We start from the raw sequence: 22,737 nt of genomic DNA, 5'->3' as shown, positions 1-22,737 counted from the left end.
ATCTCTGATGAACGCGATTCCCGTCACCGCCGACCCGACCACCGCCCCGACCGCCGACGCGCTGGCCGTCATACCGCTGCTGAACTGCCTGCTCAGGGAGCTCGCCGACCCGGTCGCGGACCGGCCCGCCCACCTCCTCCTCGACCAGGCCTCGCCCGGCCCGCGCACCTACCGGCTACGGGCCGGCGGCGACCTGCTGCGCGTCCGCGGCCGGCACCGGCCGCACGACCCCGAACTGTGGTCCGACCAGGGCTGGCGGCGGCTGCACCACGCCGATCTCGTCGACCTCGTGACGCGGGAGATGGCCCTGGCCACCGGCCTGTCCAACGACGCCCTGGCCGACGAGATGGCCGAAAGCCACGAGGCCGTGGCCGCCATCCTCGCCGCCCGTGCCCGTACCGAGGCACCCGCCGACGCCTGGCTGCGCTCCGAGCAGGCCCTGGTCACCGGCCATCCCTTCCACCCCGCCCCCAAGGCGCGCGGCGGCGGGCCGGCCGACGGCTGGCTGCGCTACGCCCCCGAGGCGCACGCCCGGTTCCCCCTCGTCCTGCTCGGCGTCCGCGAGGACGCCCTCGTCGAGGAGGGCGACACCCGTGCCCTCGACGCCCTCGGCCGGGCCCCCGCCGGCTACCGCGTTCTGCCCGCCCACCCCTGGCAGCTGGCCCTCACCGCCCACCTGCCCGAACTGCGGGCGGCGTTCGACGACGGGCGGCTGGTCCGGCTCGGCGAGACGCCCTGGCCGGTGCACCCCACCGCCTCCGTCCGGACCGTGCACCTGCCCGGCCGCCGCCCGGCCGGCCACGACGAGGACCTCTTCCTGAAGTTCAGCCTCGACGTCCGCATCACCAACGACGTCCGCCGCCTGTGGCGCCACGACCTGCTGCGCCTGCTGCGCACCGACCGGGCCGTGGCCGCCGCCTTCGCAACCGGCGCCGAACGCCCCGGAGCGGCGTGGATGAGCGACCGCGGCTACCGCACCGTCGACGGCCTCTTCGAGGCCTGCGCCGTGCTCGTCCGCGACGGCCTGGACCGGCACCTGCGGCCCGGCACCACCGCGCTGCTCCCGGCCGCGCTCGCCGAGGGGTTCGAGGGCAACCCCCTGGACCGGCTGGCCGACCCGCGGCCGTGGTGGGCGGCCTACCTGCGGTGCGTGGTGCCGCCGGTGCTGGACGCCTTCGCCCGGCACGGCCTGGTCCTCGAGTGCCACCTGCAGAACACCCTGGTCGCGGTGGACGCCGCGGGCACCCCCGTGCAGGCCGTCTTCCGCGACCCCGAGGGCGTCAAGCACGTACCCGAAGTGGGCCGCGGGGCCGGCTGGGAGCGCCTGGTGTACTGCCTGGTCGTCAACCACCTCGCGGAGCTCGCCGGGGCGCTCGCCGAACGCTTCCCGGGCGCCGCTCCCGCCCTGTGGACCGCCGTACGCCGGGAGTTCGAGGCGTACGCCGACCGGCGCGCGCTCCCCGAGATCGCGGACCTGCTCGCCGGGCCCACCCTGCCCGGCAAGGCGAACCTCCTGCTGCGCTGGACCGACGCCGACGGCGCCGCCTCCCGCTACCTCCCGCTGCCGAACCCCCTGCTCGAGTCCCGGGCCTGAGCCCCTGCCCGAGCCCCGGACCGAACCCCGGCCCGAGCCACGGGCCCCGGCCCCGGACCGAACCCCGGCCCGAGCCACGGGCCCCGGGCCCGAGCCCCGGGCCCGAGCCCCGGGCCCGAGCCCCGGGCCCGGGGCCCGCGCCGGCCGGGCGGCGGCCGACCACTCCGTCCGCTCCGTCCGCCCCGGCCGCCGCCCGGACCGCGCGTCCGGGCGGGCCGGACTCAGGTCATCGGCCGCAGCACGGGGGAGCCGTGCGCGGCGGCGGCGTACGCCGTCCCCGCGCCGGGGTCCGCGGCCGCCGTCTGCCCGGCCGGGCCGGACAGCGCGCTGCCGGCCCGCCACGCGGCCCAGCTCAGGTTCCAGTCCCCGAAGCCGTTGTCGAAGGGCGTCATCGCCGCGCCGCCGCTGTTGACCACGGTGACGATGTCCCCCTCCCGCACCGTGTCGAAGAACCAGTGCGCGTCGTCGGTGCTCATGCCGGTGCAGCCGTGGCTGACGTTCTCCTGGCCCTGCGCCTCGACCGACCACGGCGCGGCGTGCACGTACTCGCCGCTCCACGTCACGCGCGTGGCCCACTCCACGGGCAGGTCGTAGAACTCCTGGGTGCCGCGCCCGATGCCCACGCTGTCGCCCCGCATCCGCACCTTGGGCTCCTTCTTGAGCACGACCTTGATCCCGCTGCGGGTGCGGAAGCCCGGCTTGCCGGTGGTCACCGGCAGGGTCCGCAGCCGCAGGCCGTTGCGGCGTACGGTCATGCGGTGCGTGCGCGCGTCGGTGAGCGCCTCGACCCGGTCGCCGATCAGCAGGTGCAGCGGTTGCGACGGGCCGCCGTACCGGCCGCCGCCGAGGGCCACGCCGTCCAGCCCCGCGCGTACGTCGACCACGGTGTGCGCGGGCCAGAAGTCCCGCGGCCGGTAGTGCAGGGTCCGGTCGTCCACCCAGTGCCAGGAGCCCTCCACCCGCGGCTGCGAGCTGACCTCCAGGGCCCGTTCCACCAGCGCCCGTCCCCGCCGGTCGGTGGCCGGGACGGCCAGGCTCAGCTCGGCGGTCAGCACCTGTCCGGCGCCGAACGTGCCGGGCCCCGGGCCGAAGTCCACGGTCAGGCGCTCGCCGGCGGCGGCTTCGGTGCCGTCCGCTCCGGCGGCGGGGCCGCGGTCGTCGGGAACCCTGCCCTCCGGTGCGGTGCGGAACGCCAGCGTGACCCCGACGGCCCGCTCGTCGCGCCCGCCCTGGGCCCGGACCCGGACGGCGTACGACTCGCCGGCCCGCAGCGGGTCGGTGCTCCGCCACGTCCCGCCCGTGGGGTCGAGCACGCCGGCGATGCGGCGGCCGTGCGCGTCCTGGACGACGACGTCGGTCAGCCGGTCCGGCTCGGCCACCGCCAGGCGCAGCGGACTGGTGGCGCTGGTCGGCGGGCCGGCCGGTGGGGCCCCCGCGGCGAGCGCCGCGAGCAGCTCGGCCGGCCCGGAGTCCGCTCCCTCCGGGGTGGCCCGTACCGTCTGCTGCCGCCAGCCCCCGCACGCGCCGGCGCGCAGGCTCCCGGCCTGGCAGTCGGTGGCGGTGCCGACCACGACCCGGTCCAGCAGGACCGGGACCGCGGCCGTCGGCGGTCGGACCGGGGAGGCGGCCGCCGGGGACCGCCCGGGTGCCGCCGCGGTGACCAGCAGCGCGCCGGTCACACAGGTCAGAGTGCCCCACTTCAACCGTTGCCGTGCCTGCGACACCGTCACGCCGCCCTCCTGCGCTCGTAGCCGGTTCGCAGTATGGGCGGCGCGGGTGCACCAAATGATCATCTACTCGGTCCGCTGGGCCGTACGGGGGCGGAGAGCACCCGCACGGCCCAACGCCCGTCCGGCCCGTCGTCCGGCCGGACGGAGGCGGATCCGTCAGAAGCGGAGCTGCCAGCTGTCGATGTAGCCGGCGTTGCTGGAGTAGGGGTCGTTGGCGCGCAGGCGCCACGTGCCGTTCGCGGTCTCCGCGGAGGCGTTGACGGTCCAGACGCCGCCCACGTCGGGCATGTCCCACGAGGTGTCGGCGAGGCTGAGCGGGTAGGAGGTCCCGTCGGGGGCGACCAGGGCGAGCTCGAGGAAGCCCCACGCCGGGAACTTGATCGAGACCGCGACCTCCAGGTCCTTCGGGGCCGCACCGGCCACGCCGCTGGCGGTGACCGGCGACAGCGCGGGGACGTTGCCGCTGATGACGTAGTTCTTGGAGTTCGAGAAGCGCTTGCCGACCGGCTTCAGCGGCGTGGCGCCGACGTAGAGCAGCCGGTTGTACGAACCGGTGCCCCGGTCCCAGATCGTGCCGGTCGTCGAGTTCGCCTTGAGCGCCGCCGTCACGGTGGCCGGACTGGCCGTGCGGTGCGAGGCGAGGTACAGCGCCACCGCTCCCGCGACGTGCGGGGTGGCCATGGAGGTGCCCGACAGGGTCGTCGAGGAGGTGTTGTCCCACCAGACGGCCGACGTGATGTCCGTGCCGGGCGCGAAGAGGTCCACCAGCGGACCGTAGTTGGAGAAGTCCGAGCGCCGGTCGTCGCTCTGGGTGGAGCCCACCGTGATGGCGGTGCCCACCCGCGCCGGCGAGTGCTTCGAGGCGTCCTCGTTGTTGTTGCCCGCCGCGACGGCGTAGGTGATGCCCTTCGCGATCGAGTTGCGGACCGCCGTGTCGAGGGCCGGGTTGGGCAGACCGCCCAGGCTCATGTTGGCCACGGCCGGCTTGACGGCGTGCTTGGTCACCCAGTCGATGCCCGCCACCACCTGGGCGGTGGTGCCCGAGCCGCTCGCGTCGAGCACGCGGACGGCGACCAGCTTGACCTTCTTCGCCACGCCGAAGGTGGCGCCGCCCACGGTGCCCGCCACGTGCGTGCCGTGCCCCTGCTCGTCGTCGGCCGGCGTGCCCGGGGCGACCGCGTCGTAGCCCGACCTGGCGCGGCCGCCGAAGTCCCGGTGCGTGAAGTTGACGCCGGTGTCGATGATGTACGCCGTCACGCCCGAGCCGGCGGTGGTGGGGTACGTGTACTTCTTGTCCTGGCCGGGCTTGCGGCGCCGGTCGATCCGGTCCAGCCCCCACGAGGGCGGTACGGGCTGCGTGGTGTCGGCGTGGACGAGGCTGTCCTGGACGACCTGCGCCACCGCCGGGTCCGCGGCCAGCCGCCGGGCCTGCTGGGCGGTCAGCTCGGCCGCGTAGCCGTTGAGCGCCGAGTCGTAGGTCCGCGTGATCTTCCCGGAGTACCGCTCGACGACCGAACGGCCCTGCGGGGACTGCGACTTCGCGCCGGCGTCCTTGAGGATCACGAGGTAGCTGCCGGGCACGGTGCCCGGTGCCCCGGCGTTGACCACGACCCCCTCGGGCGGCGGTGCCGCCTCGGCCTGGGCCGCCAGGCCCGCGGAGAGCAGCGTCGCCGCGGCGACGGCGAGCACGGCGAACCGCCGGCGCCCGGAACGGATTTGGGCATGCATGTAGGAACTCCCCCCTGGGACCCCCTGCCGGTCCCGTGAGAGGAAAGAGTGTCTGTTCGGCCTGTCCGTCGGCAAGGGGTCTTCCGGCGCGGCGCGCACCCAATCGGCCTTTCGTCATGGGGAGTTGGCGCGCTGCGCACGGCTCTGACGTGCTGCGGGGCGGCCCGGCCGGCCGCTGTCGGGTCCCTCTGGTCGCACGCGTGTACCCCTAGCGGTCCGGACGGCCGTCTCGCCGTTCGGACGTGCTCGGCCCTGCCCTACCCTGCCCTGCCCGTGGAGTGGGGGCTCTTTACGCTGCACGGGGTAGTGCACGTACGCTGAGAGGCAGGAGGGCCGGATGGGAACGGAAGGGCTCGCTCGGGCGGGTGGATCGCGTCGCCCGGAGAAGCGGGAGGCGATCGTGCGGGCGGCGGCACTGGTCTTCGGCCGCGAGGGCTACGCGCGCGCGAGCGTCGACACGATCGCGGCCGAGGCGGGGGTGTCGAAGCGGACCGTCTACAACCACTTCGGCGACAAGGAGACCCTGTTCCTCACGGCCTCCGTCGAGACGGCCGGCGAGCTCACCGAGCACATCGCCGCCCTCGCCGACCGGCACCTGCGCAAGGTGGTGGACGTACGCGCCGACCTGGCGGACTTCGCGGTCGACCGGGCCCGGGCCGTGCTGGCGCTCGCCGACAGCTACGCGCTGCCCCGGGCGATCCGCGCCGAGGCCGCGAACCTCCCGCCGGACGTCCTCAAGGCGTGGCTGGAGGCGGGCCCGGTGGCCTCGGTGCGCGACCTGGCCGGACACCTCGAGCGGATCGCGGGGCTCGGGCTCCTCGCCGTCGACGATCCGGTGCTCGCCGCCGAGCACTTCAACCTGCTGACCTTCAGCGGGGCCGCCGACCGCTCGTTCTGGGGGGCCGTGCCGCTGCCGGACGAGGAGCTCGTGCGGATCGCCACGGCGGGCGTGGACACCTTCCTGCGCCTGTACGGGGCCGGTGCGGCCGGCGCCTGAGGGGCCCGACCCGGTTCGGGCGGGGTGTGGGACGGGGTCGGCCCGGGCGCACCCCGGCCCTCCGGCCGTGATGCGCCGTCAGGTCCCGTCGGTGGCGTCCGACGGGACCTGACGCGCGTCCGCCCGGTGTCGGGACGGACGCGCGACCGCTCAGTGCCAGAGCTGGTAGCGGCCGCCGTTCTCGGGGTGCAGGTAGACGTCGGTGCCGTTGCTGTCCAGGAACTGGCCCGTGGCCTTGTGCTTGAGCTTCCAGCCGGCGCTGGTGCGGACCTCGTACCAGCGCTGGTAGTCGTTGCCGGTGCACCGCTCCGCGTACACGTCCTGGTCCCAAAGCGTCGTGCTGCCAGGTGACCCAGCCGTCGGCATGGGCCGAGGTGGTGAGTCCGACGACGAGGGCGGCGGCGCCGCCGGCGGTGGCCAGGGCCCGAGTGATGCGCTTCATGGATCTCCGTAGCTCGGTGGTGGATGTGACGACGGGTCGGTCGACGTCCCGGCGCACGACGGTGCGTACGTCGGGGGTGGAGCGGGGATCGGGCGGTGTCCCGGAGGAGTCGTGGCGCGGTCCGGACTCGGAGCGGGTGGCCGCCGGTCCTGCGCCGGCTGGCCGTGCCCGTGCACGTCTGCCGGTCTCGTGCGTGCAGGTCGGCCGGTCTCGTGCGGGCCGGCCGGGCCTGCCCCGGCTGGTGTGCCGGGCCGGTGGGGACGACGGAACAGTAGGGGCCGGGCCGGGGCCGCGGGTCGGTCCGGCCGTCCCCGGGACGTCCCGGGGACGCGGCGCCGTGTCCCGGGAAGCCGGCCGGGACGTCCCGCGCGACGTCATGGGATGCCCCTCCGCCGGGGGCGTTTTCTCTTCCCCGTCCTGAGGCTCCGCCAGCAGAATGCACTCTCCGGTGTACAAAGTGCACTGCACGGTGTAGTTTCAGTCAGGCGGGGAGGACACCGGCCCCGCGGACCGGAAAGCACCCGCACCTTCGGAAGGAATCGCCATGCCCGTCGCCACCGTCGGCACCGCCCGCATCCCCTACCGCGTCATCGGCCAGGGCCCCGCCCTCGTCCTCGTCCACGGGACCGGACCCGGCTCGATGATGTGGGACCACCTGATCGACGCCTTCGCCGACCGCCACACCGTGGTCCTCCCGGAACTGTCCGGCAGCCAGACCGCGGAGGACGACGGCGGCGCGCTGACCGTCGACCTGATCGCCGGTCAGGTGGAGGCCGTCATCGAGGACGCGGGCCTGGGCCCCGCGGACGTCATGGGCTTCTCCCTCGGCGCGCCGCTGGCGGTCGCCGTCGCGGCCCGGCGCCCCGACCTCGTACGCCGCCTCGTCGCCGTGGCGGGCTGGAGCCACCCCGACGACGAGTACCTGCGCAACATGATGACCGTGTGGCTGCAGATCGCCGACAACCCCGAGGCCTTCGGCCGCTACGCCACCCTCACCGCCTTCAGCCGCGGCTACCTGCAGGGCATCGGCCGCGAAGCGGTCGAGCTCAACACCACCTTCATGCGCCCCACCCCCGGCGTCCTGCGTCAGATCGACCTCAACCTGCGGCTGGACGTCCGTGACCTGCTGCCCCTCGTCCGGGCCGAGACCCTGGTGATCGGCTGCGCCCAGGACGCCACCATCCCGGTGGCCAACCACCGCGAGCTGCACGCGGGGATCCGCGGCAGCGAGTACGCCGAGTTCGACACCGGCCACATCGTGGTCTTCGAGCAGGCGGAGGAATTCACCAAGGTGGTCCGCGACTTCCTCACCGTCTGACCGTCCGGACCCAGACCCGAGACCGAGACGCGAGCCGCGAGACCCGAACCGACCCCGGATCCACCCCGCAAACGCCACACGCCCCAAGGAGCTGAACCGCCATGTCCTCGACCGAGCCCACCCCGGACACCGCAGAGACCCCCTGGCAGGGGGCGCGGCTCGACCTCGACGCCTACCTGACGCGGATCGGCTACGACGGCCCGCGCACCGCGACCCGGCAGACGCTGTTCGACGTGTACCGGGCGCACCTCACCACGATCCCGTTCGAGAACTTCGAGATCATGCTGGGCCGGCCGGTCCTCCTCGACCTGCCCGCCCTGCAGGACAAGCTGGTGCGGCGCCGTCGCGGCGGCTACTGCTACGAGCACGTCCTGCTCCTCGCCGCCGCCCTCGAGGCGCTCGGCTTCAGCCCCCGGGGCCTGCACGCCCGCGTCTCCCTGGGCGCCCGCAGGACCCTGCCCGCCACCCACGCGCTGCTCGCCGTGCCGGCGGCCGAGGTCCCCGGTGGTCCCGTCCGGACCTGGCTGTGCGACGTCGGCTTCGGCAGCGGCCCGCTCACCCCGCCCGAGCTCGTCGACGGGGCCGAGGTCTCCACCGGGGGCTGGTGGTTCCGCCTGGAGCGCACGCCCGATCCGTGCGGCACCGACCTGTGGACGCTCTACGACGGCGGCGAGGACGGCCGACGGAACGAGGACGGCCGCCTCGACCGGCACCGGTTCACCCTCGCCCCGCACCACGCCGTGGACTACGAGGTGGGCAGCCACTACGTGAGCACCCACCCGCGGTCGCCGTTCGTGACGCGGCCCTTCGCGCAGAAGTTCACCGCGGAGGCGGCGTACCGGATCGACGGGACGGCGTGGAGCGTGCGCAGGCCCGACGGCTCGGTCGTCACGACCGAGGTCACCTCGGACGACCTCCCGGGCATCCTGGAGCGTCTCGGCATCGTCCTCGACCCCGCCGACGTCGCCCGCCTCCAGGACATGGTCAAGCCCTCCGCCCAGGGGGCGGAGGGCACGTCGGTCCGGGCGGTCGGGGTCCCGCTCAGCCCCGAGGGGTGAGCTCGGCCATCTCGCTCCAGCCCTGCCCCGGCACCTCCACGTGGATGATCTCGGGCTTGGTGGCGATGGCGCCCGCCATCACCTCCATACCGGCCTTGAAGTGGTCGGAGGCGACGTGGGCCGCGCCCGCCGCGGCGTCGGCGAAGCCCTCGAGCAGCGTGTACTGGTTCGGGTCGTCGACACTGCGCGACCAGTCGTAGAAGAGGTTGCCCGGCTCGCTGCGCGTGGCGCGGGTGAAGTCGTCGACGATGGCGAGCCAGTCGTCGCCGTGCTCCGGGCGGACGGTGAACCTGACGGCGATGAAGATCATGCCGTCCAGGCTGGCACCCGGCACGCCGCGAAGCACGCCCGACGCCGCGGTTTTCCGGCCCTGCCGGAAAAACCGGCCGGTCGCGAGCTCGGCCGGTCCCGCCGAACCCGGTCCCGCCGGCCCCGGTCCCGCCGAACCCGGTCCCGCCGGCCCGCGCCCGCCGCCCCGTGGCCCTCCGTCGCCGGTCCCGCCGGCCCGGGGTCCGCCCGCATCACAGCCGGCCGGCCGCCGCCTCCGCAAGGGCCCGCCGGACCGCGTCCGGCCGACGCCGGTACTCCGCCGTCGGCAGCGACACCGACAGCGCGTGCACCGCGTCGGTCCCCGCCCCGGCCGCCCCCGGCAGGGCGAGCGCCAGGCACGTGTACGCCGGGTCGGCCTCGCCGATCGAGACCGCGAAGCCCTGGCCGCGGACCCGCGCCAGCTCCGCTTCCATCCGCTCGGCCGAGGTGATGGTGGCCGGGGTCAGCCGGGCCATCCCGTGCTCGTCGAAGTACCGCCGGCGCAGCGCCCGCGGCAGCTCCGCGAGCAGCGCCTTGCCGTGCGCGGTGGCATGGGCGCGCAGCTCGCGGCCCGGGGCGAACGGGTTGGCCGTGTCCGTCACCGGGGCCGTGGTGTCCACCACCGTGATCCGGCCGCCCTGGTACGCCGTGTGGTAGGCCTCGCCGCCGGTGGCCCGCCGCAGCCGGGACAGCAGCTCGGCCATGCCGTCCGCCCGCCCGTCCGCGGGCCCGAGGTGCCGGCGCAGCGCCCGGTGCAGCCCGGGGATGCGCGGCCCGGGCACGTACCCGAGCGGCGTCCGGGTCAGGTACCCGCGGTCGGTGAGCGGCCCGAGCAGGTGGTACGCCGTGGACAGTGCGCACCCCACCTGCCGGGCCAGTGCCTTGGCGCTCACCGGGCCGGGCGCCTCGGCCACCGCGTCCAGGACGGCCAGCGCCCGGTCCACCGACTGCGGTCCACCCTGCGGCATCCTCGCCCCACCCCCGTGCTCGGGCCCGTTCCCGGCCCCCGACCCTACGCGACCGAGGGCCGGTCCCCCTTCCCCCCGTCGTAGCCGCGCTTGTTGGCCAGGCGCACGGTCACGGTCCGGTCGGGGTTGCGCTGCGAGACCTCGAAGGGGCCCGCGACGTCGACGTCCGGGAAGGCGTACCCCTCCGGCACGTCGGTCTCCACCAGGTAGTACGAGCCCGCGACCAGCGTGTCGTAGGTGCAGGCGCCCTGGTCGTCGGTGGCGCAGCCGTCGTCCACGAGCAGGTCCCGGCCGGTGCCGCGGTTCTGGAGGCCGGGCGTGCCGTTGGTCTCCCGCCACAGCTCGAAGACGGCGCCGGCCAGTGGGCGGCCGGTCTTCGCGTCGGTCTTCAGCAGCAGGATCCGGCCCTCGTACGGGGGCTCCGGCGGCACGTGCCGGGTGTTGGAGGCGGTGATCGCCACCCCGTCCGCCGCGTTGCCGGCGGTCAGAACGAGCGGCCCGAAGACGCGCGGGTCCGGGAGGTCGTACCCGGTCGGGGCGGCCGTCTCCTGCCAGTAGTAGGTGCCCAGCGGCTGCACCGACGTGCAGCTGCCGTCGCCGCTCGAGGTCGCGCAGGTGGTCACCGAGGTGTCCGGCGCGGCCCCGTCGCTCTGCAGCCCGGGGGTCCCGTTGGTCTCGCGCCACAGCGTGAAGGCGGCGCCGCCGAGCGGCGCACGGCTCTCCGCGTCGACCTTGACGATCCGGACCCGGCCGGTGGTCGGCCCGGGGTCGGGGGTGCGGGTGTTGGCCGCGGTCACGGAGACGCCCGCGCCCGCGTTCTCCTCGGTCAGTGCCGGCACGGCGAAGACGGCCGGGTCCGGGAGGGCGTACCCGTCCGGGGGCGCCGTCTCCCGCCAGTAGTACGTGCCGAGCGGCACCCGCCGCACGCAGATCCCGTCCGTGGGCGTCGTGCAGGCCTCTCCCACCAGGGTGTCCGGTGTCGCCCCGCCGGTCTGGAGGCCGGCCGTGGCGTTGGTCTCGCGCCACAGCTCGAAGCGCGCCCCGGCCAGTGGCGCCTGCGTCCCCGCGTCCTCCTTGAGGACGGAGACGTCACCCAGGGTCGGCTCGGGCTCGTCCCCGCACGCGGGCAGGTCGCCGTTGAACGGGTACGCGTGGAACTCGACGCCCGAGGTGGCGGAGGTGTGGGTGAGACCGCCGGCTGTGAAGAAGCGGCCGTTCATGCCGGGCAGGGACACGGTGGCCTGGGACGCGCCCTGGCCGATGAGCACGCTGCCCTGGAACTGGCCGGTGCCGGTCAGGTTCACGGTGGTGGCGTCCGGGAAGTTCCACAGCAGCCGGTCCCGGTACGGGCTGTCCCCGACGTACGTGTTGATCGTGCGCGTCGTGCCGAGGACGTTGACCAGGACCGTCGCCCCCGCGGGGATGCCGCGGAACTCCAGCCCCTGCTGCCCCCCGGTGGCGCCCGCCATGTCGAAGTCGACGTTGAAGACCTGCAGCGCGGAGGTGCCGTCGCCCGTGAAGACGGTGGCGGACCCGGTGTTGGACGCGGTGCCCGTGCTCGGGCGCGGACTGCCGTCGACCCGCGCGTAGCACCGGCTCGCCGCGGTCAGGCGGGGCGCCAGCCCGGCGTACGGGAGGGCCGCGCCGGTGTCCCGCACCGGCGTGCCGGTCGCCACCCCGGTGAGCGCGCCGGCGTGCCGCACCACTCCGCCGTCCGCGAGCAGCCGCTCGCCGGCGGCCACGGTGACGTCGCCCCCGGTGGTGAGGAAGTCCGAGCCGAGCGGTGGCCGGACCAGCGAACCCGCGCCCACGATGCCGACGTTGTACACGCTGCTGCCGGCCGGGTCCTTGTCCTGGTCGAAGTCGCCCAGCACCACGACCTTGCCCTCGGCCTCGGCTGCCCGGCCGCGGACCCTGAAGTTCCCGCCGACGAAGATGTTGATGTTGCGGTCCTCGCCCTTGGCCCCGGTGCCGACGGACACCGGGGGGAACGGGTCGGGGCACCGGCCCGGGATGCAGGGCCCGAGCCCGCCCGGCAGCGGCGCGGCGGCCGCCGCCCGCCCGGGGGCGCCCGCCGCCGGCCGCGCCGCGGTCCCGTCCGGGCCGGTGCCGGCCGCGAGTGCGGGCGTGGTGGCGGCCAGTACGGCGCCTGCGGCGAGCCCGAGCGCCCAGCGCGGCACCGGTGCGCGCCGTCCGTCCCTCATGTGTCCGTGCATCTGGTGGTCTGCCCTCGCGTCTTCTCGAACGTCGTCCCGGTCGCACTCGCGGACCGGCCGGCCGCCCGCCGGGCCCGCTGTGCGGGCGGGCGCACGGGGGGTGCGGTGCGGTGGCTGCCAGGCTGCGGCCCGGTGTCCGGGGCGGGGCCGGCCGACACTCGCCATACGCCCGTCTTCCGCTCCGGCGTCACCCGCCCGGGGAGGTCCGACCGGGCCGGCACACCGGGCGTAGACCGGGGTGGGGGGACCGGGGCCGGTAGACCGGGCGTGGACCGGGGTGCGGCGGACCGGGTCCGGCAGGCCGGCCGGCAGGCCGGATCCGTGCGGTGGGGCGACGGACGGCCCCGCCGGACGGGTGGATCTCGGGAGTGGTGTGAATGGTGCTAGTGTCATTGGCATCATGCTGCTGAGACTGGACGCCACCGACGGAGCCCCGCTGCACGAGCAGGTCGCGGGCGCCGTCCGGCGCGCCGTCGCCGAGGGCGAGTGCGCCGCCGGTGACCGGCTGCCGCCAGCCCGGGACCTGGCCGCCGCGCTCGGCGTCAACGCGAACACCGTCCTGCGCGCGCTGCGCACCCTGCGGGACGAGGGCGTCCTGGAGTTCCGGCGCGGCCGGGGAGTGACCGTCGCGGTCGGCGCCGACCGGCGCTCGACGCTGGTGGACCAGGTGCGCGGGCTCGTGGCGGACGCGGCCCGGCTGGGCTACAGCAGGAACGACCTCATCGAGATGATCAGGGGGCTGTCGTGACGGACCGCGGGGGGCGCGGCGCAGCCGCGACGGGAGGCGGCGCAGGGCGGTCGCGGGGCGGGGGCGCGGGGAGTGCGCGGGCCGGCGGGCCCGGTCGGACCGGAGACCCGCGCGGGGCCGCGAGTCCACGTCCGACCGGAGGCCCCCGCCGGGCGGGAAGTCCGCGCCGGGCCGCGGTGGCGTGGGCCGCCGGCGTCGGCGCGGTGCTCGCCGGGCTGCCGCTCGCCGTCAGGGGCCGGCTCCCGGACCGGCTCGCCACGCACTGGGGCGGCGCAGGACCGGACGGCTCGATGCCGCTGTGGGCGGCGGCGCTGTTCCCGGCGCTGCTGTGGGCGGTGCTCGTCCTGTCCGTCGGACTCGCCGTCCGGCGCGGTGCCCTGCCGGCGCGCGGCGGGCTCGGCGCCGTCCTGCCTGCGGCGGCGGTGTTCCTGACCGGCATCCAGGCCACGGTGGTGCGCGCCAACCTGGACCGGGCGGACTGGCGGCAGGCCGGATCCGTGGCCGCCGGGATCGCGGTCGGAGCCGCGGCCGCGGTGCTGGCCGGAGTACTCGGGTGGGCGGCCGCCGCGCGCGCCGCGGGGCCGGGAACCGCACCGGCGGACGCACCCGCACCGGCGGACGCACCCGCACCCGCACCTGCTGCACCGGGGGACGTGACGGCCGCCGGACCGGCCGTGGAACTGCCCGACGGGGCCCGCCTGGTCTGGCTCTCACGTACCTCGAACCGCTGGCTGTCCCTGCTGGGCGTGGTCGCGGGCCTGGTCGCGTTCGCCGCCCTGGCGGCCGCCGCAGCGGGAGCGACGGACGCCGGCTGGGCGGTGGGCGCGCCCTTCGCCGTGGTCGCGCTGGCCGGGGCCGGCTGCTCCTCGGTGACCGCGCGCGTGACCGAGCGGGGGCTGGACGTGGCCTTCGGGCCGCTCGGCCGACCGGTACGCCGCTGGTCCGTCCAGGACGTCGCCTCGGCCCGGGTCGAGACCCGCCGGCCGGCGCAGGTCGGCGGCTGGGGCTACCGCCTCAGCGGTCACGGCACCACGGTCATGCTGCGCGCGGGGGAGTGCCTGGTGGTCCGCCCGCGTACGGGCGCGGAGTTCGCCGTCTCCGTCGACGACGCCGCCCGCGGCGCCGCGCTGCTCAACGCCCTGACGGCCCGGGCGCCCCGCTGACCGCGTCGGGTCCGCCCGCCGGGGCGAACCCCCTCTCCCCGGAGGCGGGCCGGGCGCCGCCCCGCCCCCGGCCCGCGACCCCCGTCCGCGCCGTCTCGAAATCCGCCTCCGCCCTCCGCCTCCGTCTTCGTCTTGGACTCCGGCTCCGCCCTCCGCCTCCGTCTTCGTCCCCGTCGACCACGCGTGCGCGGGGTGCCGGCGCCGGGTCACTCCGAGGACAGCCCTGCGGCCGGCTCGGGGTAGACGTCGACGTCGGTCGGGGACGGGTCCGGCGGGTCGAGGGGGGTTTCCGGCAGGTGGGGCACGCCGATCCAGGCCACCACCGGGCTGGTCGGCGTACGCGAGCCCCCGGTCGGCTCCACCGTGATGCACACCGCGGTGGCCCGGGCCAGCGGGCCGACCAGGCGCAGCTGCCGGTCACCCCAGCCGGCCAGCACGCCCGCCGGCCGGTAGTCGCCGGAGTCGCTGAACCAGAGCTCGTACGCCTTGCCCGCGGGCAGTTTCGGAAGCCCGGTCGCGAAGAACGCCGCCGCGTCCCGGTCCCGCGACACCGCCACCGTGGAACGGCCGGCGGCCACCAGCTCCTCCGTGTTCAGCTGCACGTCCGGAGCCGTGAGGACGTCCGCCACCCCCGACACCTGCTGCTCGGCCCGGCGCACCACGGTGTGCGCGTCCCGAGCCTCGCCGTGCTGCCACAGCGCCACCCCGGCCAGCGCCAGTACGGCCGCCACGGCGGCGCCGACGGCCACCGCCACGCGCCGGCGGCTCCGGCGGCGGGAGGGGGAGCCCCGCTGCCCCGGCGCCGGCGGGGCGGGACGACCCGTGCCCCGGTGCGGGCGCTCCGCCGCGCCGGCGGCCGGGGGTGCCCCGGGGGCGGCGGTCGGAGGCTCCCGACCCATGCCGGTGGAGCGGGCCCCGCCGGTGGGACGGGACACGGCGGGCGGCGGCCCCTCCGCGGCCCCGTCGGGCGGCGGCTCCGGTGCACCCACGGCGGGCCACCGTTCCTGCGGTACGGTGCCGATCGCGCGCAGCACCCGCCCGCGCAGCGCCGGCGGCGGCTCCGCCTCCAGGCCCGCGCCCAAGCGGGCCGCCACCGCGCCCAGTTCGACCGCTTCCAGGGTGCACTCCGGGCAGGTCGCGAGATGGTCCTCGAACACCCGCCGCTCGTCCTCCGGCAGCGCGTCGAGCACGTAGGCCCCGACCGCGTCGTGCGGCCCACCGCCGGCCATCACGGCCTCCTCAGGCAGTCGCCCACCAGCCGCAGCCCGGACCGCAGCCGCGCCTTCACCGTGCCGACCGGCTGCGCCAGCGCCGCCGCCACCTCGCGGTGGGTCAGTCCCGCGTAGTACGCCAACACCATGCACTCGCGCTGCGCGCGCGACAGTTCCGCGAGGCAGCGCCCCACCCGCTCGTGCTCCAGGTGCCGCTCGACCTCCTCGACGACCTCGTCGAACGGCCGCTCCCAGTCCCGTACGGCGCTGCGGCGCTCCCGCTCGCCCGCCGCCCGCGCCGACCGCACCCGGTCGACGGCGCGCCGGTGCGCCAGTGTCAGGACCCAGGCCATGGCGCTGCCCCGTTCCGCCCGGAACCGGCCGGCCGTGCGCCACACCTCGACCAGGACGTCCTGGGCCACTTCCTCGGCCTGGGCCACGTCCCTGACCACGGTGCAGGCCATCCCCATGACGGGGCGGCTGACCACCTCGTACAGCCGCGTGAACGCCTCACGGTCGCCGTCCGCCGTCCGCTCCAGGAGTTCGTCGAGCTCCGACCCCGCTGTTCTGCGGTCCCCCGAGGAGGACCGTTGACGTCCGGCGGACACACTCAGCGCACCTCGTTCCCCTCGTGGACTGCCGGCGGCACCGGCCCCCTCCCATGCCAGCACCATTCGCCGGCGGCCGCATCACCGGGGCCGTGTGCGGCCGCGTCCCCGCGGCGGGAGCCGCGGTCCTCGGGGCCGGCCGAGCGGATTTCCGGTCACGTGGACCTTGCCACGTGACCGGAAGGTCCACGTCACCGGAAGGTCCGCGCGACCAGGGACCGGCCGTCCTCAGGGCCGGTCATCCGTTCCAGTCGTCTCCGTTGCCCCAGCGGTCCTTGCAGACCACGTGTCCCTGCACCCAGACCCAGGTCCAGTGACCGGGGACGTACACCCAGGTCCAGTGGCCCTTGTCGTGGTGCTTCCACTCCCAGTGGCCGTCGTGCCACCGGCCGTCGTCGTCCCGGTGGCCCTGCTTCCAGTCACGGTCCTGGGACCAGTCGCCCCTGACCCACTTCTTCTCCCAGTGGCCCTTGATCCACTTCTTCTGCCAGTGCCCGTGCTTCCACTCGCACCGGTCGGACCTGTCGTGGTCCTTCTGCACCGCCGCGGTCCCCGTGGCCGGAGCGGCCGTGGCCGCACCGATCCCCGCCGCAGTGGCTCCGCCGGCGAGCAGACCCGCGGCGGCGACGCTGACCATCAGCCGTCGGACTCCGAGCTTCCCGGTCATGGCCGGCACCTCCTCGTCTTCCTGCGTCTTGCTTCGTCCTGCTTCCGGTCCGCCCCGGGGAGCAACCCGCGGGGTGTACCAGTGATTCGTAGCCGAGGGGGCCGGCGGACGGTCCCGGCGACGAGAAACTTTCCGGGCCGCTCCCTCAGTCACCTTTCTGAATACTCGCATTGTTGAGTATCGTCGGGCGCATGACCGGCACCCCCGCGCACTACCAGCGCTACGTCGCCCTGGGCGACAGCCAGACCGAGGGCCTCGGCGACGGCGACGACAGCACCGGCCAGCGCGGCTGCGCCGATCGCTTCGCCGAGCTCCTCGCCGCCCACGAACCCGGCCTGAGGTACGCCAACCTCGCCGTGCGCGGCCGCCTGGCCCACCAGGTGCGCGAGGAGCAGTTGGCCCCCGCCCTCGCCCTCCGCCCCGACCTGGTCACCGTCGTCGCCGGGGTCAACGACCTGCTGCGACCCGGCTTCGATCCCGACGCGGTGGCCGGCCACCTGGAGGCGATGTACGCGGCATTCGCCGCCCAGGGCGCCCGTGTGGTCACCGTGACGTTCCCCGACGTCGCCCGCCTGGTCCCGCTCGCCCGGCCGCTCGGCAGCCGGGTAGACGCCCTCAACGACCGCATCCGCGCGGCTGCCGGGCGGCACGGCGTCACGCTCGTCGAGCTCGGCCGGCACGCGGTGGTCACCGATCCCCGCCTGTGGAGCGCGGACCGGCTGCACGCCGGTCCGCTCGGGCACGAACGCATCGCGGCCGCTCTCGCCCACGCCCTCGGCCTGCAGGGCAGCGACGACGCGTGGACCCGTCCGCTGCCCGCGCCCGCCGTCCCGCGCCCGACCGGCTGGCGGGCCGCGCCGGGCGAGCTCCGCTGGGCGGCCGGCTTCCTCGGCCCGTGGCTGCTGCGCCGCCTGCTCGGCCGCTCCTCCGGTGACGGTCGCACCGCCAAGCGACCCCGGCTGCTGCCCCTGCGCGCCGAAGGAGTCTGATGTCCGCGGGAGTTGGCGAGGTGGCGTAGGGGGCGGACGCGGGCCCCGCGGCCGGTTCAGGCGTACGTGATCGGGCAGCCGTGCCGCAGTGAGTACTCCGCCGCCCGCAGGTACAGCGCGATGTGGAAGGCCGCGTCGAGGTCCCGGCTCCAGGGGCCCGGCCGGGCCCGGGCCAGTTCCGCGGCCCCGCCGTCCAGGAACCACGAGGTCAGGGCGAGTCGGGTGCCGGCGACGGGGACCTCGTCGGGCAGTGCCACGGCCCGCGCCAGTCGGCGCGCGGCCGCGCGTGCGCCCTCGGCTCCCGCCACCACCGCCTCGTCGAAGTGCGGGGACGCGACCGGGAGCCGCAGCGCCTCGGTCAGCGGCAGGGGGACCAGCACCGTCCAGCCCCACACGGCATCGTGCTCAGCCGGCGTCAGGTGCGCGGCGCACAGGGCCGTGAAGCCGTCGGGGCCCGCGACCAGCTTCTCCTCGAAGCCGGGTTCGGGAGCCGGCGCCCGCCGACGGCCCGGGCCCGTCGGCCGTGGCCACCACGCGCGGCGGCGCCTCCGCCCGGCAGGGGGTGGGCCCGACGCCTTCGCGGGTGGGGCGGGGAAGGTGTACGGGGGCAGGCCGCGCCGCGCCAGTTCCGCGTCCAGCGCCGCCGCGAGCGGCCGCCTGCCCTCGTCGTACCGGTCCTCGTCGTACCGGTCCTCGTCGTGCTGGTGCACGTCGGACGGGTCATCGGTCCCGGCCCCGTTCGGCGGGGCGAAGTCGTCGCCGCGCCAGTCCCGTTCGTGGACGCCCACGAGATAGATCCCCATGCCCGGACGGTAGGTGGTTGCGCTGACAGCGGGCCGTCGGGATGCGGGGTGGGTGGGTTGGGGGTTGGGGGCGGCGCGGCGAGGGTCCGGGACGGGACGCGGCCCGGCCCGGTCAGTCCTCCTTGGCGCGCAGCTGGTCGGCCGCCTCCTGGTAGGCGGCCGTCGCCCGGGTGAAGTAGTCGAAGAGCACGCGGAGTTGCTCGGGCGAGTAGTCGCCCAGGATCTGCGCGATCCGCTGCCGGGCCGGGGCCATCACCCGGTCGAGCTCCGCGGGCGCACCCACCGGCTCGACGAGCACCTTGCGACGGTCGCCGGGCGCGGGCGCCCGGCGCACGTAGCCCGCCTGCTCGAGCCGGTCGACCAGACGGGTGGTGGGCCCCGTCGTCAGGCCCGTGCGCGCGCCGAGCTCGCCTGGGGTCATGGCCCCCGAGAGCTCCAGGATGTTCAGCGCGTACAGGTCCGTCGCGCCCAGGTCGCAGGCCCGCGCCCCGGCATGGCCGTGCAGCATCACGGCGCTCATGTAGCGCCGGTAGACCTCGCTCGCGTCGGAGCGCATCCCTGCCGTTGACATGAGCCGACCCCCTCCCTAATCTCTTCCTCAAGGAAGAGAAATCTTCAAAGAAGTAACTTCATGTACGAAGTTACCATGGGAGGGACGTGTCATGACCAGCACCCGTACCGCCACCCCTGCCCCCACCGCCGCCGACCACGAGGCCGTCCGCGCCCTGCTGCGGCGCAGCGCCGAGGCCTGGGGCCGCGGCGACGGCGCCGCCTACGGCGAGCACTTCACCGCGGACGCCACGGACGTGACCTTCGCCGGCACCGTCTACCACGGGGGAGCCGAGATCGGCCGTGCCCACCAGGCCCTGTTCGACTCGTTCCTCAAGGGCACCCGCCTCACCGTCGAGATCACCGACCTGCGCTTCCTGGGCGCCGACGCGGCCGTGGCCGTCACCCGCGGCGCGGTCCACAAGGGCGCGGAGCCGAAGCGGCTCGACAAACTGGCCACGTACACGGTCGTGCGCGAGGTGGACGGGCAGTGGCGGATCGCCGCCGTGCAGAAGACCGCCCACCGCCGCCTCATGGAGGCCTTCTCCTTCCGCGCCGAGCCCGCGACCCGGCCCGCCGCCCGCTGAGCCGGCTCCGCGCGAACCCGTCGGGGGCTGGAGTCCGCAGGGGTAGGGGCAGGGCAGGGTCAGGGGCAGGCAGGCTCAGGGCGCGGGTCAGGGCGTCAGGCGGCGGCACAGGAGGGCGTCGGGGGTGCCCCGGCTGCCGACACGGGTGGTGAAGGCGATCCCGGCCGCGTACTCGTCCGCCCCGCACTGGCCCTTGTAGCTGCCGGACGCCCAGTCGCCCCCGAGGTCACCGGCCGGCCGGTTGTCGCCGCGGTCGAACCACACCGTCCGCCCGGCCGTGCCCAGGGCCGTCCGGGCCGGCGCGCACAGGGCCGCCGAGACGCGCTCCCCGCGCCGGCTGTACCCGATCAGGAACTGCCCGGTCGGGCACTGGAACTTGGTGTACCCCGACGCCCAGTCGCCGCCACCCGGGACGAAGCGCTCGTCGCGCACCACGATCTGCCCGCCGTCCACCGCCCGCAGGTCACCGGCCCCGGCGTCGGTGCACAGCCCGCGGCCGCCCGTGTGCCCGAGGCCCGTCAGCCGCAGTCCGTCCGGGCAGGCCGCCTTGCGGGCGCCGGAGTCCCAGTCGCCCTCCGCCCGGGCCCGGAGTGACTGGACGAAGTCGGCGTGGTCGGTGTTCAGCTGCTGCCACACCGGTACGCGGGCCACCTGGCCCGTCCGCTCCGGCCCGGCCAGCAGGCGCTGCCACGGCGCGCTGCGCCAGTCGCCGGCGTCGAGCATCCCCGACCGGGTCCCGGAGGGCCCGTACCGCAGCATGGCCCAGCTGTCGTGACCCTCCCAGCCGACCAGCGGCCAGTACGCGAAGTCAGCGTCGGCGGCCACGAGTTCGTCGGTCATGTTCCCGAACCAGGCGCGCGGCTTCGCGCCCGTCTCGTCCGACCCGATGCCGAACTCGCTCACCCACACGGGCGCGGTGAAGTGCTTGCCGCCCTCCCCGGAGACGAAGAAGGCCTGGTCGTACAGGACCCGGTGCAGCTCCTCGCGCGAGAGGTCCTGGTAGCGCGGGTCGTGGGTCTCGCCGAGGCCGGTGGCGCCGCTGTGGTTCGGGCCGGTGTACCCGTAGAAGTGCGCCGAGTAGACCAGCTTGCCGGAGCGGACGAGGGCGTGGGAGAGCGTGCGGGCGGGGGTGAGGGTGGGCCGGCCGTGGGCGAAGCCGTCCACGGGGATGCCGGTCCAGTTGATGCCCTCGATCACGACGAGCAGCTCGGGGTTGGCCTCGGTCAGGATCCGGTCGCCGGCCTGCTGGGCCGCCGCCTGCCAGTCGTGGTCGTCGCCCAGGCCCCAGTTGGGGTCGTCCCACACGTTGCGGCGCACCTCGTTGTACAGGTCGGCGCCGACCACGCGGGGCTCCGATCGGTAGCGCCGCGCCATGAACACCCAGTCGTCGGCCCACTGCCGGGTGGACTGCGAGGTGTTCCAGCGCTCGTTGCCGTCCACGCCGCAGCACCAACGGGTCGTGTTGGTGTGGTTGTTGAGGATCACCGCGAAGCCGTCCGCGGCCAGGGCCGCCACCACGGCGTCGTACACCTGCAGCGGGGTCCGGCCCCGCAGCGCAGGGTTGGCGGCCACGGCCGCGTCCGGCACGGGCGCGGTGGTCCGGATCATCTCGTTGGAGAACGGCAGCCGGATGCTGTTGAGGCCCAGCCGGTGGAAGTCCGCCATCAGGGCGGGCAGCGGCACGCGGTCCAGACCCAGCGGGATGCCGTGGGCGTCCTGGCCGGCGTGGTGGCTCGAGGGATCCGCGACGTCACCGGATCCGGACCACGATCCCTGCGCCCCGTCCCAGTTGGCGGCCTTCATGCGGAAGCGGTTGCCGTCGGCGTCGACGACGTACCGGCCGCGCGTCGAAAGGGGCGGGCGCCAGGCGGGGGCCGCGTCGGGGGTTGCGGGGCTCGTGGCTTCGGAGGCGGGGAGCGCGGCCGCGGCGGCCGTCGTGCTTCTGAGGGAGGTCGCGCCGGCGGGCGTTGTGTGTGCGGAGTGGGCGGCGCCGGCAGGGGGTGCGGCGCCCGCCGCCGTCCCGGCTGCCGCCAGCCACAGTGCCGCGCCCGTCCCCAGTGCCCGCAGGAACCGCCTCACGAATCCGCCCGCCTCTCGCTCGCCCACCAGTCCGACGGCCGTAAATTACTGGCGAGTTGGGTGAGGCGCCAGAGTCGTGCGGCAGCGTGGCGGGTGTGGCTCAGCCCCGTCTGCGCCGTGCCAGTCGGCCGCCCAGTGCTTGGGCCGCCCCTGCGGCGAGGGGGAGCAGGGCCGCGCTCAGGACCGGCGAGGCCGGCGGCAGCCCGGCCCGGCGCAGCCGGTTCAGTGCCCAGATGCTGTACGGGACCACCACCGTCGGGGAGGTCGCCACGCCGGGGGTGTAGCCGCGGTAGGCGGCGGACTGGGCCATGTGGACGGCGCCGTGCAGCCCGAAGCCCGTGAGCACGGTACGGAAGAACGGGCTGCGGCCGCCCGTGCGGGCACCGTCCGCCGCGGCGGCCGCGATCAGCCCGGCCATGAGGCCCACGGCGGCGTTGACCTGTGGCTGGGTGAGCTCCATGCGTGCCCAGACCCGCTCCGGCACGCGCGGGAACCGGGCGCGCAGCCGTGGTCCGGCGGTGCGCGACCACGGGGCCATCGTGAGCAGTTCCTCGATGTCGTTGGCCGCCCAGGCCGCGAACAGCCCCCAGTAGACGGCCTGGGGTACGGGGTCGCGGGCGGGGGGAGGGGGTGGCGTTTCCGGGGTTCGGGAAGGTCGCGGGGTTCGTACGGTTCGTGCGGTTCGTGCGGGCCGCGGGGGTCGGGGGGTTCGTGCGGTCCCGGTGGTGCGTGCCGAGTTCGGGGTCAGGACCACGCGCTTTGGGATCTTCATGCGGTGATCGTCGCACGGCCCGGTGCACGTCCGGGGTCCCCCGAAGGGCGTCCGGTCGTGAAAAAAGCACGTGCACGCGTCCCCGCCGCCTCACTACATTCGCTGTGCGCGCCGCCCGCAGGGCGAAGTCGCGTACCCGTGGACCAGTCTGACGCCGTGTGAAGAGAGGGGAGCCGGGCCATGTGCCGTTGCCGCACCGCC

The 22,737-nt window shown here is 75.6% G+C and carries 21 protein-coding genes; 8 read left to right on the top strand and 13 right to left on the bottom strand.

The features are described from left to right. The first annotated feature begins 7 nt into the window (after positions 1-7). Positions 8-1,594, top strand: a complete 1,587-nt coding sequence (locus IF43_RS0107680) for an IucA/IucC family siderophore biosynthesis protein (protein ID WP_030195826.1) — start codon at positions 8-10, stop codon at positions 1,592-1,594. A 221-nt stretch (positions 1,595-1,815) separates the two neighbouring features. Here the strand turns inward: IF43_RS0107680 and IF43_RS0107675 are convergent, their stop codons facing one another. Beyond that, positions 1,816-3,324 (bottom strand): Ig-like domain-containing protein, encoded by a 1,509-nt coding sequence (locus IF43_RS0107675; protein ID WP_234332002.1) that lies wholly within the window; start codon positions 3,322-3,324, stop codon positions 1,816-1,818. A gap of 156 nt (positions 3,325-3,480) precedes the next feature. Continuing rightward, a complete protein-coding gene (locus IF43_RS0107670) occupies positions 3,481-5,052 on the bottom strand; it encodes a S8 family peptidase (RefSeq protein WP_030195819.1) in 1,572 nt (523 codons plus the stop codon). Between the two features lie 337 nt (positions 5,053-5,389). Here IF43_RS0107670 and IF43_RS0107665 point away from each other — a divergent pair, with 337 nt between their 5' ends. Next, positions 5,390-6,049 (top strand): TetR/AcrR family transcriptional regulator, encoded by a 660-nt coding sequence (locus tag IF43_RS0107665; RefSeq protein WP_037887618.1) that lies wholly within the window; start codon positions 5,390-5,392, stop codon positions 6,047-6,049. A gap of 150 nt (positions 6,050-6,199) precedes the next feature. Here the strand turns inward: IF43_RS0107665 and IF43_RS41480 are convergent, their stop codons facing one another. Beyond that, positions 6,200-6,415 carry a hypothetical protein gene (locus IF43_RS41480; RefSeq protein WP_158939200.1) on the bottom strand — a complete coding sequence of 72 codons (216 nt, stop codon included), beginning with the start codon at positions 6,413-6,415 and terminating at the stop codon, positions 6,200-6,202. Positions 6,416-7,035: 620 nt separating this feature from the next. Between IF43_RS41480 and IF43_RS0107655 the strand changes: the two genes are divergently transcribed. Continuing rightward, positions 7,036-7,809, top strand: coding sequence for an alpha/beta fold hydrolase (locus tag IF43_RS0107655; RefSeq protein ID WP_030195817.1), 774 nt, complete (start codon positions 7,036-7,038; stop codon positions 7,807-7,809). 101 nt (positions 7,810-7,910) lie between these two features. Further along, complete coding sequence (locus IF43_RS0107650) at positions 7,911-8,867, top strand: arylamine N-acetyltransferase (RefSeq protein ID WP_063753281.1); 957 nt, start codon at positions 7,911-7,913, stop codon at positions 8,865-8,867. Here the strand turns inward: IF43_RS0107650 and IF43_RS0107645 are convergent. The 3 genes from IF43_RS0107645 to IF43_RS40460 all read right to left on the bottom strand — a co-directional run bounded on the left by IF43_RS0107645 (position 8,851) and on the right by IF43_RS40460 (position 12,348). Beyond that, positions 8,851-9,177, bottom strand: coding sequence for a putative quinol monooxygenase (locus IF43_RS0107645; RefSeq protein ID WP_030195815.1), 327 nt, complete (start codon positions 9,175-9,177; stop codon positions 8,851-8,853). The genes IF43_RS0107650 and IF43_RS0107645 overlap by 17 nt on opposite strands. Positions 9,178-9,388: 211 nt before the next feature. Further along, positions 9,389-10,144, bottom strand: coding sequence for an IclR family transcriptional regulator (locus IF43_RS0107640; protein ID WP_030195814.1), 756 nt, complete (start codon positions 10,142-10,144; stop codon positions 9,389-9,391). Positions 10,145-10,188: 44 nt separating this feature from the next. After that, positions 10,189-12,348 carry a choice-of-anchor A family protein gene (locus IF43_RS40460; protein ID WP_107048427.1) on the bottom strand — a complete coding sequence of 720 codons (2,160 nt, stop codon included), beginning with the start codon at positions 12,346-12,348 and terminating at the stop codon, positions 10,189-10,191. A gap of 412 nt (positions 12,349-12,760) precedes the next feature. On the opposite strand from IF43_RS40460, the gene IF43_RS0107630 reads away from it, so the two are divergent. Both IF43_RS0107630 and IF43_RS0107625 read left to right on the top strand, forming a co-directional pair. Continuing rightward, a complete protein-coding gene (locus IF43_RS0107630; RefSeq protein WP_030195811.1) occupies positions 12,761-13,108 on the top strand; it encodes a GntR family transcriptional regulator in 348 nt (115 codons plus the stop codon). Positions 13,109-13,284: 176 nt separating this feature from the next. Further along, positions 13,285-14,271, top strand: a complete 987-nt coding sequence (locus IF43_RS0107625; protein WP_037887616.1) for a DUF1648 domain-containing protein — start codon at positions 13,285-13,287, stop codon at positions 14,269-14,271. A gap of 206 nt (positions 14,272-14,477) precedes the next feature. Here IF43_RS0107625 and IF43_RS0107620 read toward each other — a convergent pair whose 3' ends face one another. The 3 genes from IF43_RS0107620 to IF43_RS0107610 all read right to left on the bottom strand — a co-directional run bounded on the left by IF43_RS0107620 (position 14,478) and on the right by IF43_RS0107610 (position 16,757). Then, on the bottom strand, positions 14,478-15,500 hold the full coding sequence (locus tag IF43_RS0107620; protein ID WP_051794851.1) for an anti-sigma factor: 1,023 nt from the start codon (positions 15,498-15,500) through the stop codon (positions 14,478-14,480). Then, positions 15,500-16,090 carry an ECF RNA polymerase sigma factor SigK gene (gene sigK, locus IF43_RS0107615; protein WP_051794849.1) on the bottom strand — a complete coding sequence of 197 codons (591 nt, stop codon included), beginning with the start codon at positions 16,088-16,090 and terminating at the stop codon, positions 15,500-15,502. Before sigK ends, IF43_RS0107620 begins: the two co-directional genes overlap by 1 nt. Before the next feature lie 238 nt (positions 16,091-16,328). Then, a complete protein-coding gene (locus tag IF43_RS0107610; RefSeq protein ID WP_051794847.1) occupies positions 16,329-16,757 on the bottom strand; it encodes a hypothetical protein in 429 nt (142 codons plus the stop codon). A gap of 191 nt (positions 16,758-16,948) precedes the next feature. Between IF43_RS0107610 and IF43_RS0107605 the strand changes: the two genes are divergently transcribed. Further along, positions 16,949-17,746 (top strand): SGNH/GDSL hydrolase family protein, encoded by a 798-nt coding sequence (locus IF43_RS0107605; protein ID WP_030195798.1) that lies wholly within the window; start codon positions 16,949-16,951, stop codon positions 17,744-17,746. Between the two features lie 56 nt (positions 17,747-17,802). Here IF43_RS0107605 and IF43_RS38670 read toward each other — a convergent pair whose 3' ends face one another. Both IF43_RS38670 and IF43_RS0107595 read right to left on the bottom strand, forming a co-directional pair. After that, positions 17,803-18,549 (bottom strand): hypothetical protein, encoded by a 747-nt coding sequence (locus IF43_RS38670; RefSeq protein WP_234331999.1) that lies wholly within the window; start codon positions 18,547-18,549, stop codon positions 17,803-17,805. Positions 18,550-18,661: 112 nt separating this feature from the next. After that, positions 18,662-19,120, bottom strand: coding sequence for a MarR family winged helix-turn-helix transcriptional regulator (locus IF43_RS0107595; protein WP_234331998.1), 459 nt, complete (start codon positions 19,118-19,120; stop codon positions 18,662-18,664). Between the two features lie 91 nt (positions 19,121-19,211). Between IF43_RS0107595 and IF43_RS0107590 the strand changes: the two genes are divergently transcribed. Continuing rightward, positions 19,212-19,685: an SgcJ/EcaC family oxidoreductase gene (locus IF43_RS0107590; RefSeq protein ID WP_037887612.1), complete on the top strand. Its 474-nt coding sequence runs from the start codon at positions 19,212-19,214 to the stop codon at positions 19,683-19,685. A gap of 87 nt (positions 19,686-19,772) precedes the next feature. On the opposite strand, the gene IF43_RS0107585 is transcribed toward IF43_RS0107590, so the two are convergent. Both IF43_RS0107585 and IF43_RS0107580 read right to left on the bottom strand, forming a co-directional pair. Further along, positions 19,773-21,764 (bottom strand): glycoside hydrolase family 5 protein, encoded by a 1,992-nt coding sequence (locus IF43_RS0107585; RefSeq protein WP_234331995.1) that lies wholly within the window; start codon positions 21,762-21,764, stop codon positions 19,773-19,775. A 100-nt stretch (positions 21,765-21,864) separates the two neighbouring features. Then, positions 21,865-22,347, bottom strand: coding sequence for an HXXEE domain-containing protein (locus tag IF43_RS0107580; protein WP_030195788.1), 483 nt, complete (start codon positions 22,345-22,347; stop codon positions 21,865-21,867). Positions 22,348-22,737 lie beyond the last annotated feature (390 nt).

This window comes from Streptomyces sp. NRRL S-87 (assembly GCF_000719335.1).
Classification (GTDB): Bacteria; Actinomycetota; Actinomycetes; order Streptomycetales; family Streptomycetaceae; genus Streptomyces.
Note: the sequence above shows the minus strand (reverse complement) of the source record. Positions and strands in the feature narration are given on the sequence as shown.

Bases quoted from the DNA above. Each gene is read 5' to 3' on its own strand.
- IF43_RS0107680 (WP_030195826.1), top strand. From the start codon at position 8: ATGAACGCGATTCCCGTCACCGCCGACCCGACCACCGCCCCGACCGCC.
- IF43_RS0107670 (WP_030195819.1), bottom strand. From the start codon at position 5,052: ATGCATGCCCAAATCCGTTCCGGGCGCCGGCGGTTCGCCGTGCTCGCC.
- IF43_RS0107665 (WP_037887618.1), top strand. From the start codon at position 5,390: ATGGGAACGGAAGGGCTCGCTCGGGCGGGTGGATCGCGTCGCCCGGAG.
- IF43_RS41480 (WP_158939200.1), bottom strand. From the start codon at position 6,415: ATGCCGACGGCTGGGTCACCTGGCAGCACGACGCTTTGGGACCAGGAC.
- IF43_RS0107655 (WP_030195817.1), top strand. From the start codon at position 7,036: ATGCCCGTCGCCACCGTCGGCACCGCCCGCATCCCCTACCGCGTCATC.
- IF43_RS0107650 (WP_063753281.1), top strand. From the start codon at position 7,911: ATGTCCTCGACCGAGCCCACCCCGGACACCGCAGAGACCCCCTGGCAG.
- IF43_RS0107645 (WP_030195815.1), bottom strand. From the start codon at position 9,177: ATGATCTTCATCGCCGTCAGGTTCACCGTCCGCCCGGAGCACGGCGAC.
- IF43_RS0107640 (WP_030195814.1), bottom strand. From the start codon at position 10,144: ATGCCGCAGGGTGGACCGCAGTCGGTGGACCGGGCGCTGGCCGTCCTG.
- IF43_RS40460 (WP_107048427.1), bottom strand. From the start codon at position 12,348: ATGAGGGACGGACGGCGCGCACCGGTGCCGCGCTGGGCGCTCGGGCTC.
- IF43_RS0107630 (WP_030195811.1), top strand. From the start codon at position 12,761: ATGCTGCTGAGACTGGACGCCACCGACGGAGCCCCGCTGCACGAGCAG.
- IF43_RS0107620 (WP_051794851.1), bottom strand. From the start codon at position 15,500: ATGGCCGGCGGTGGGCCGCACGACGCGGTCGGGGCCTACGTGCTCGAC.
- IF43_RS0107610 (WP_051794847.1), bottom strand. From the start codon at position 16,757: ATGACCGGGAAGCTCGGAGTCCGACGGCTGATGGTCAGCGTCGCCGCC.
- IF43_RS0107605 (WP_030195798.1), top strand. From the start codon at position 16,949: ATGACCGGCACCCCCGCGCACTACCAGCGCTACGTCGCCCTGGGCGAC.
- IF43_RS38670 (WP_234331999.1), bottom strand. From the start codon at position 18,549: ATGGGGATCTATCTCGTGGGCGTCCACGAACGGGACTGGCGCGGCGAC.
- IF43_RS0107595 (WP_234331998.1), bottom strand. From the start codon at position 19,120: ATGTCAACGGCAGGGATGCGCTCCGACGCGAGCGAGGTCTACCGGCGC.
- IF43_RS0107590 (WP_037887612.1), top strand. From the start codon at position 19,212: ATGACCAGCACCCGTACCGCCACCCCTGCCCCCACCGCCGCCGACCAC.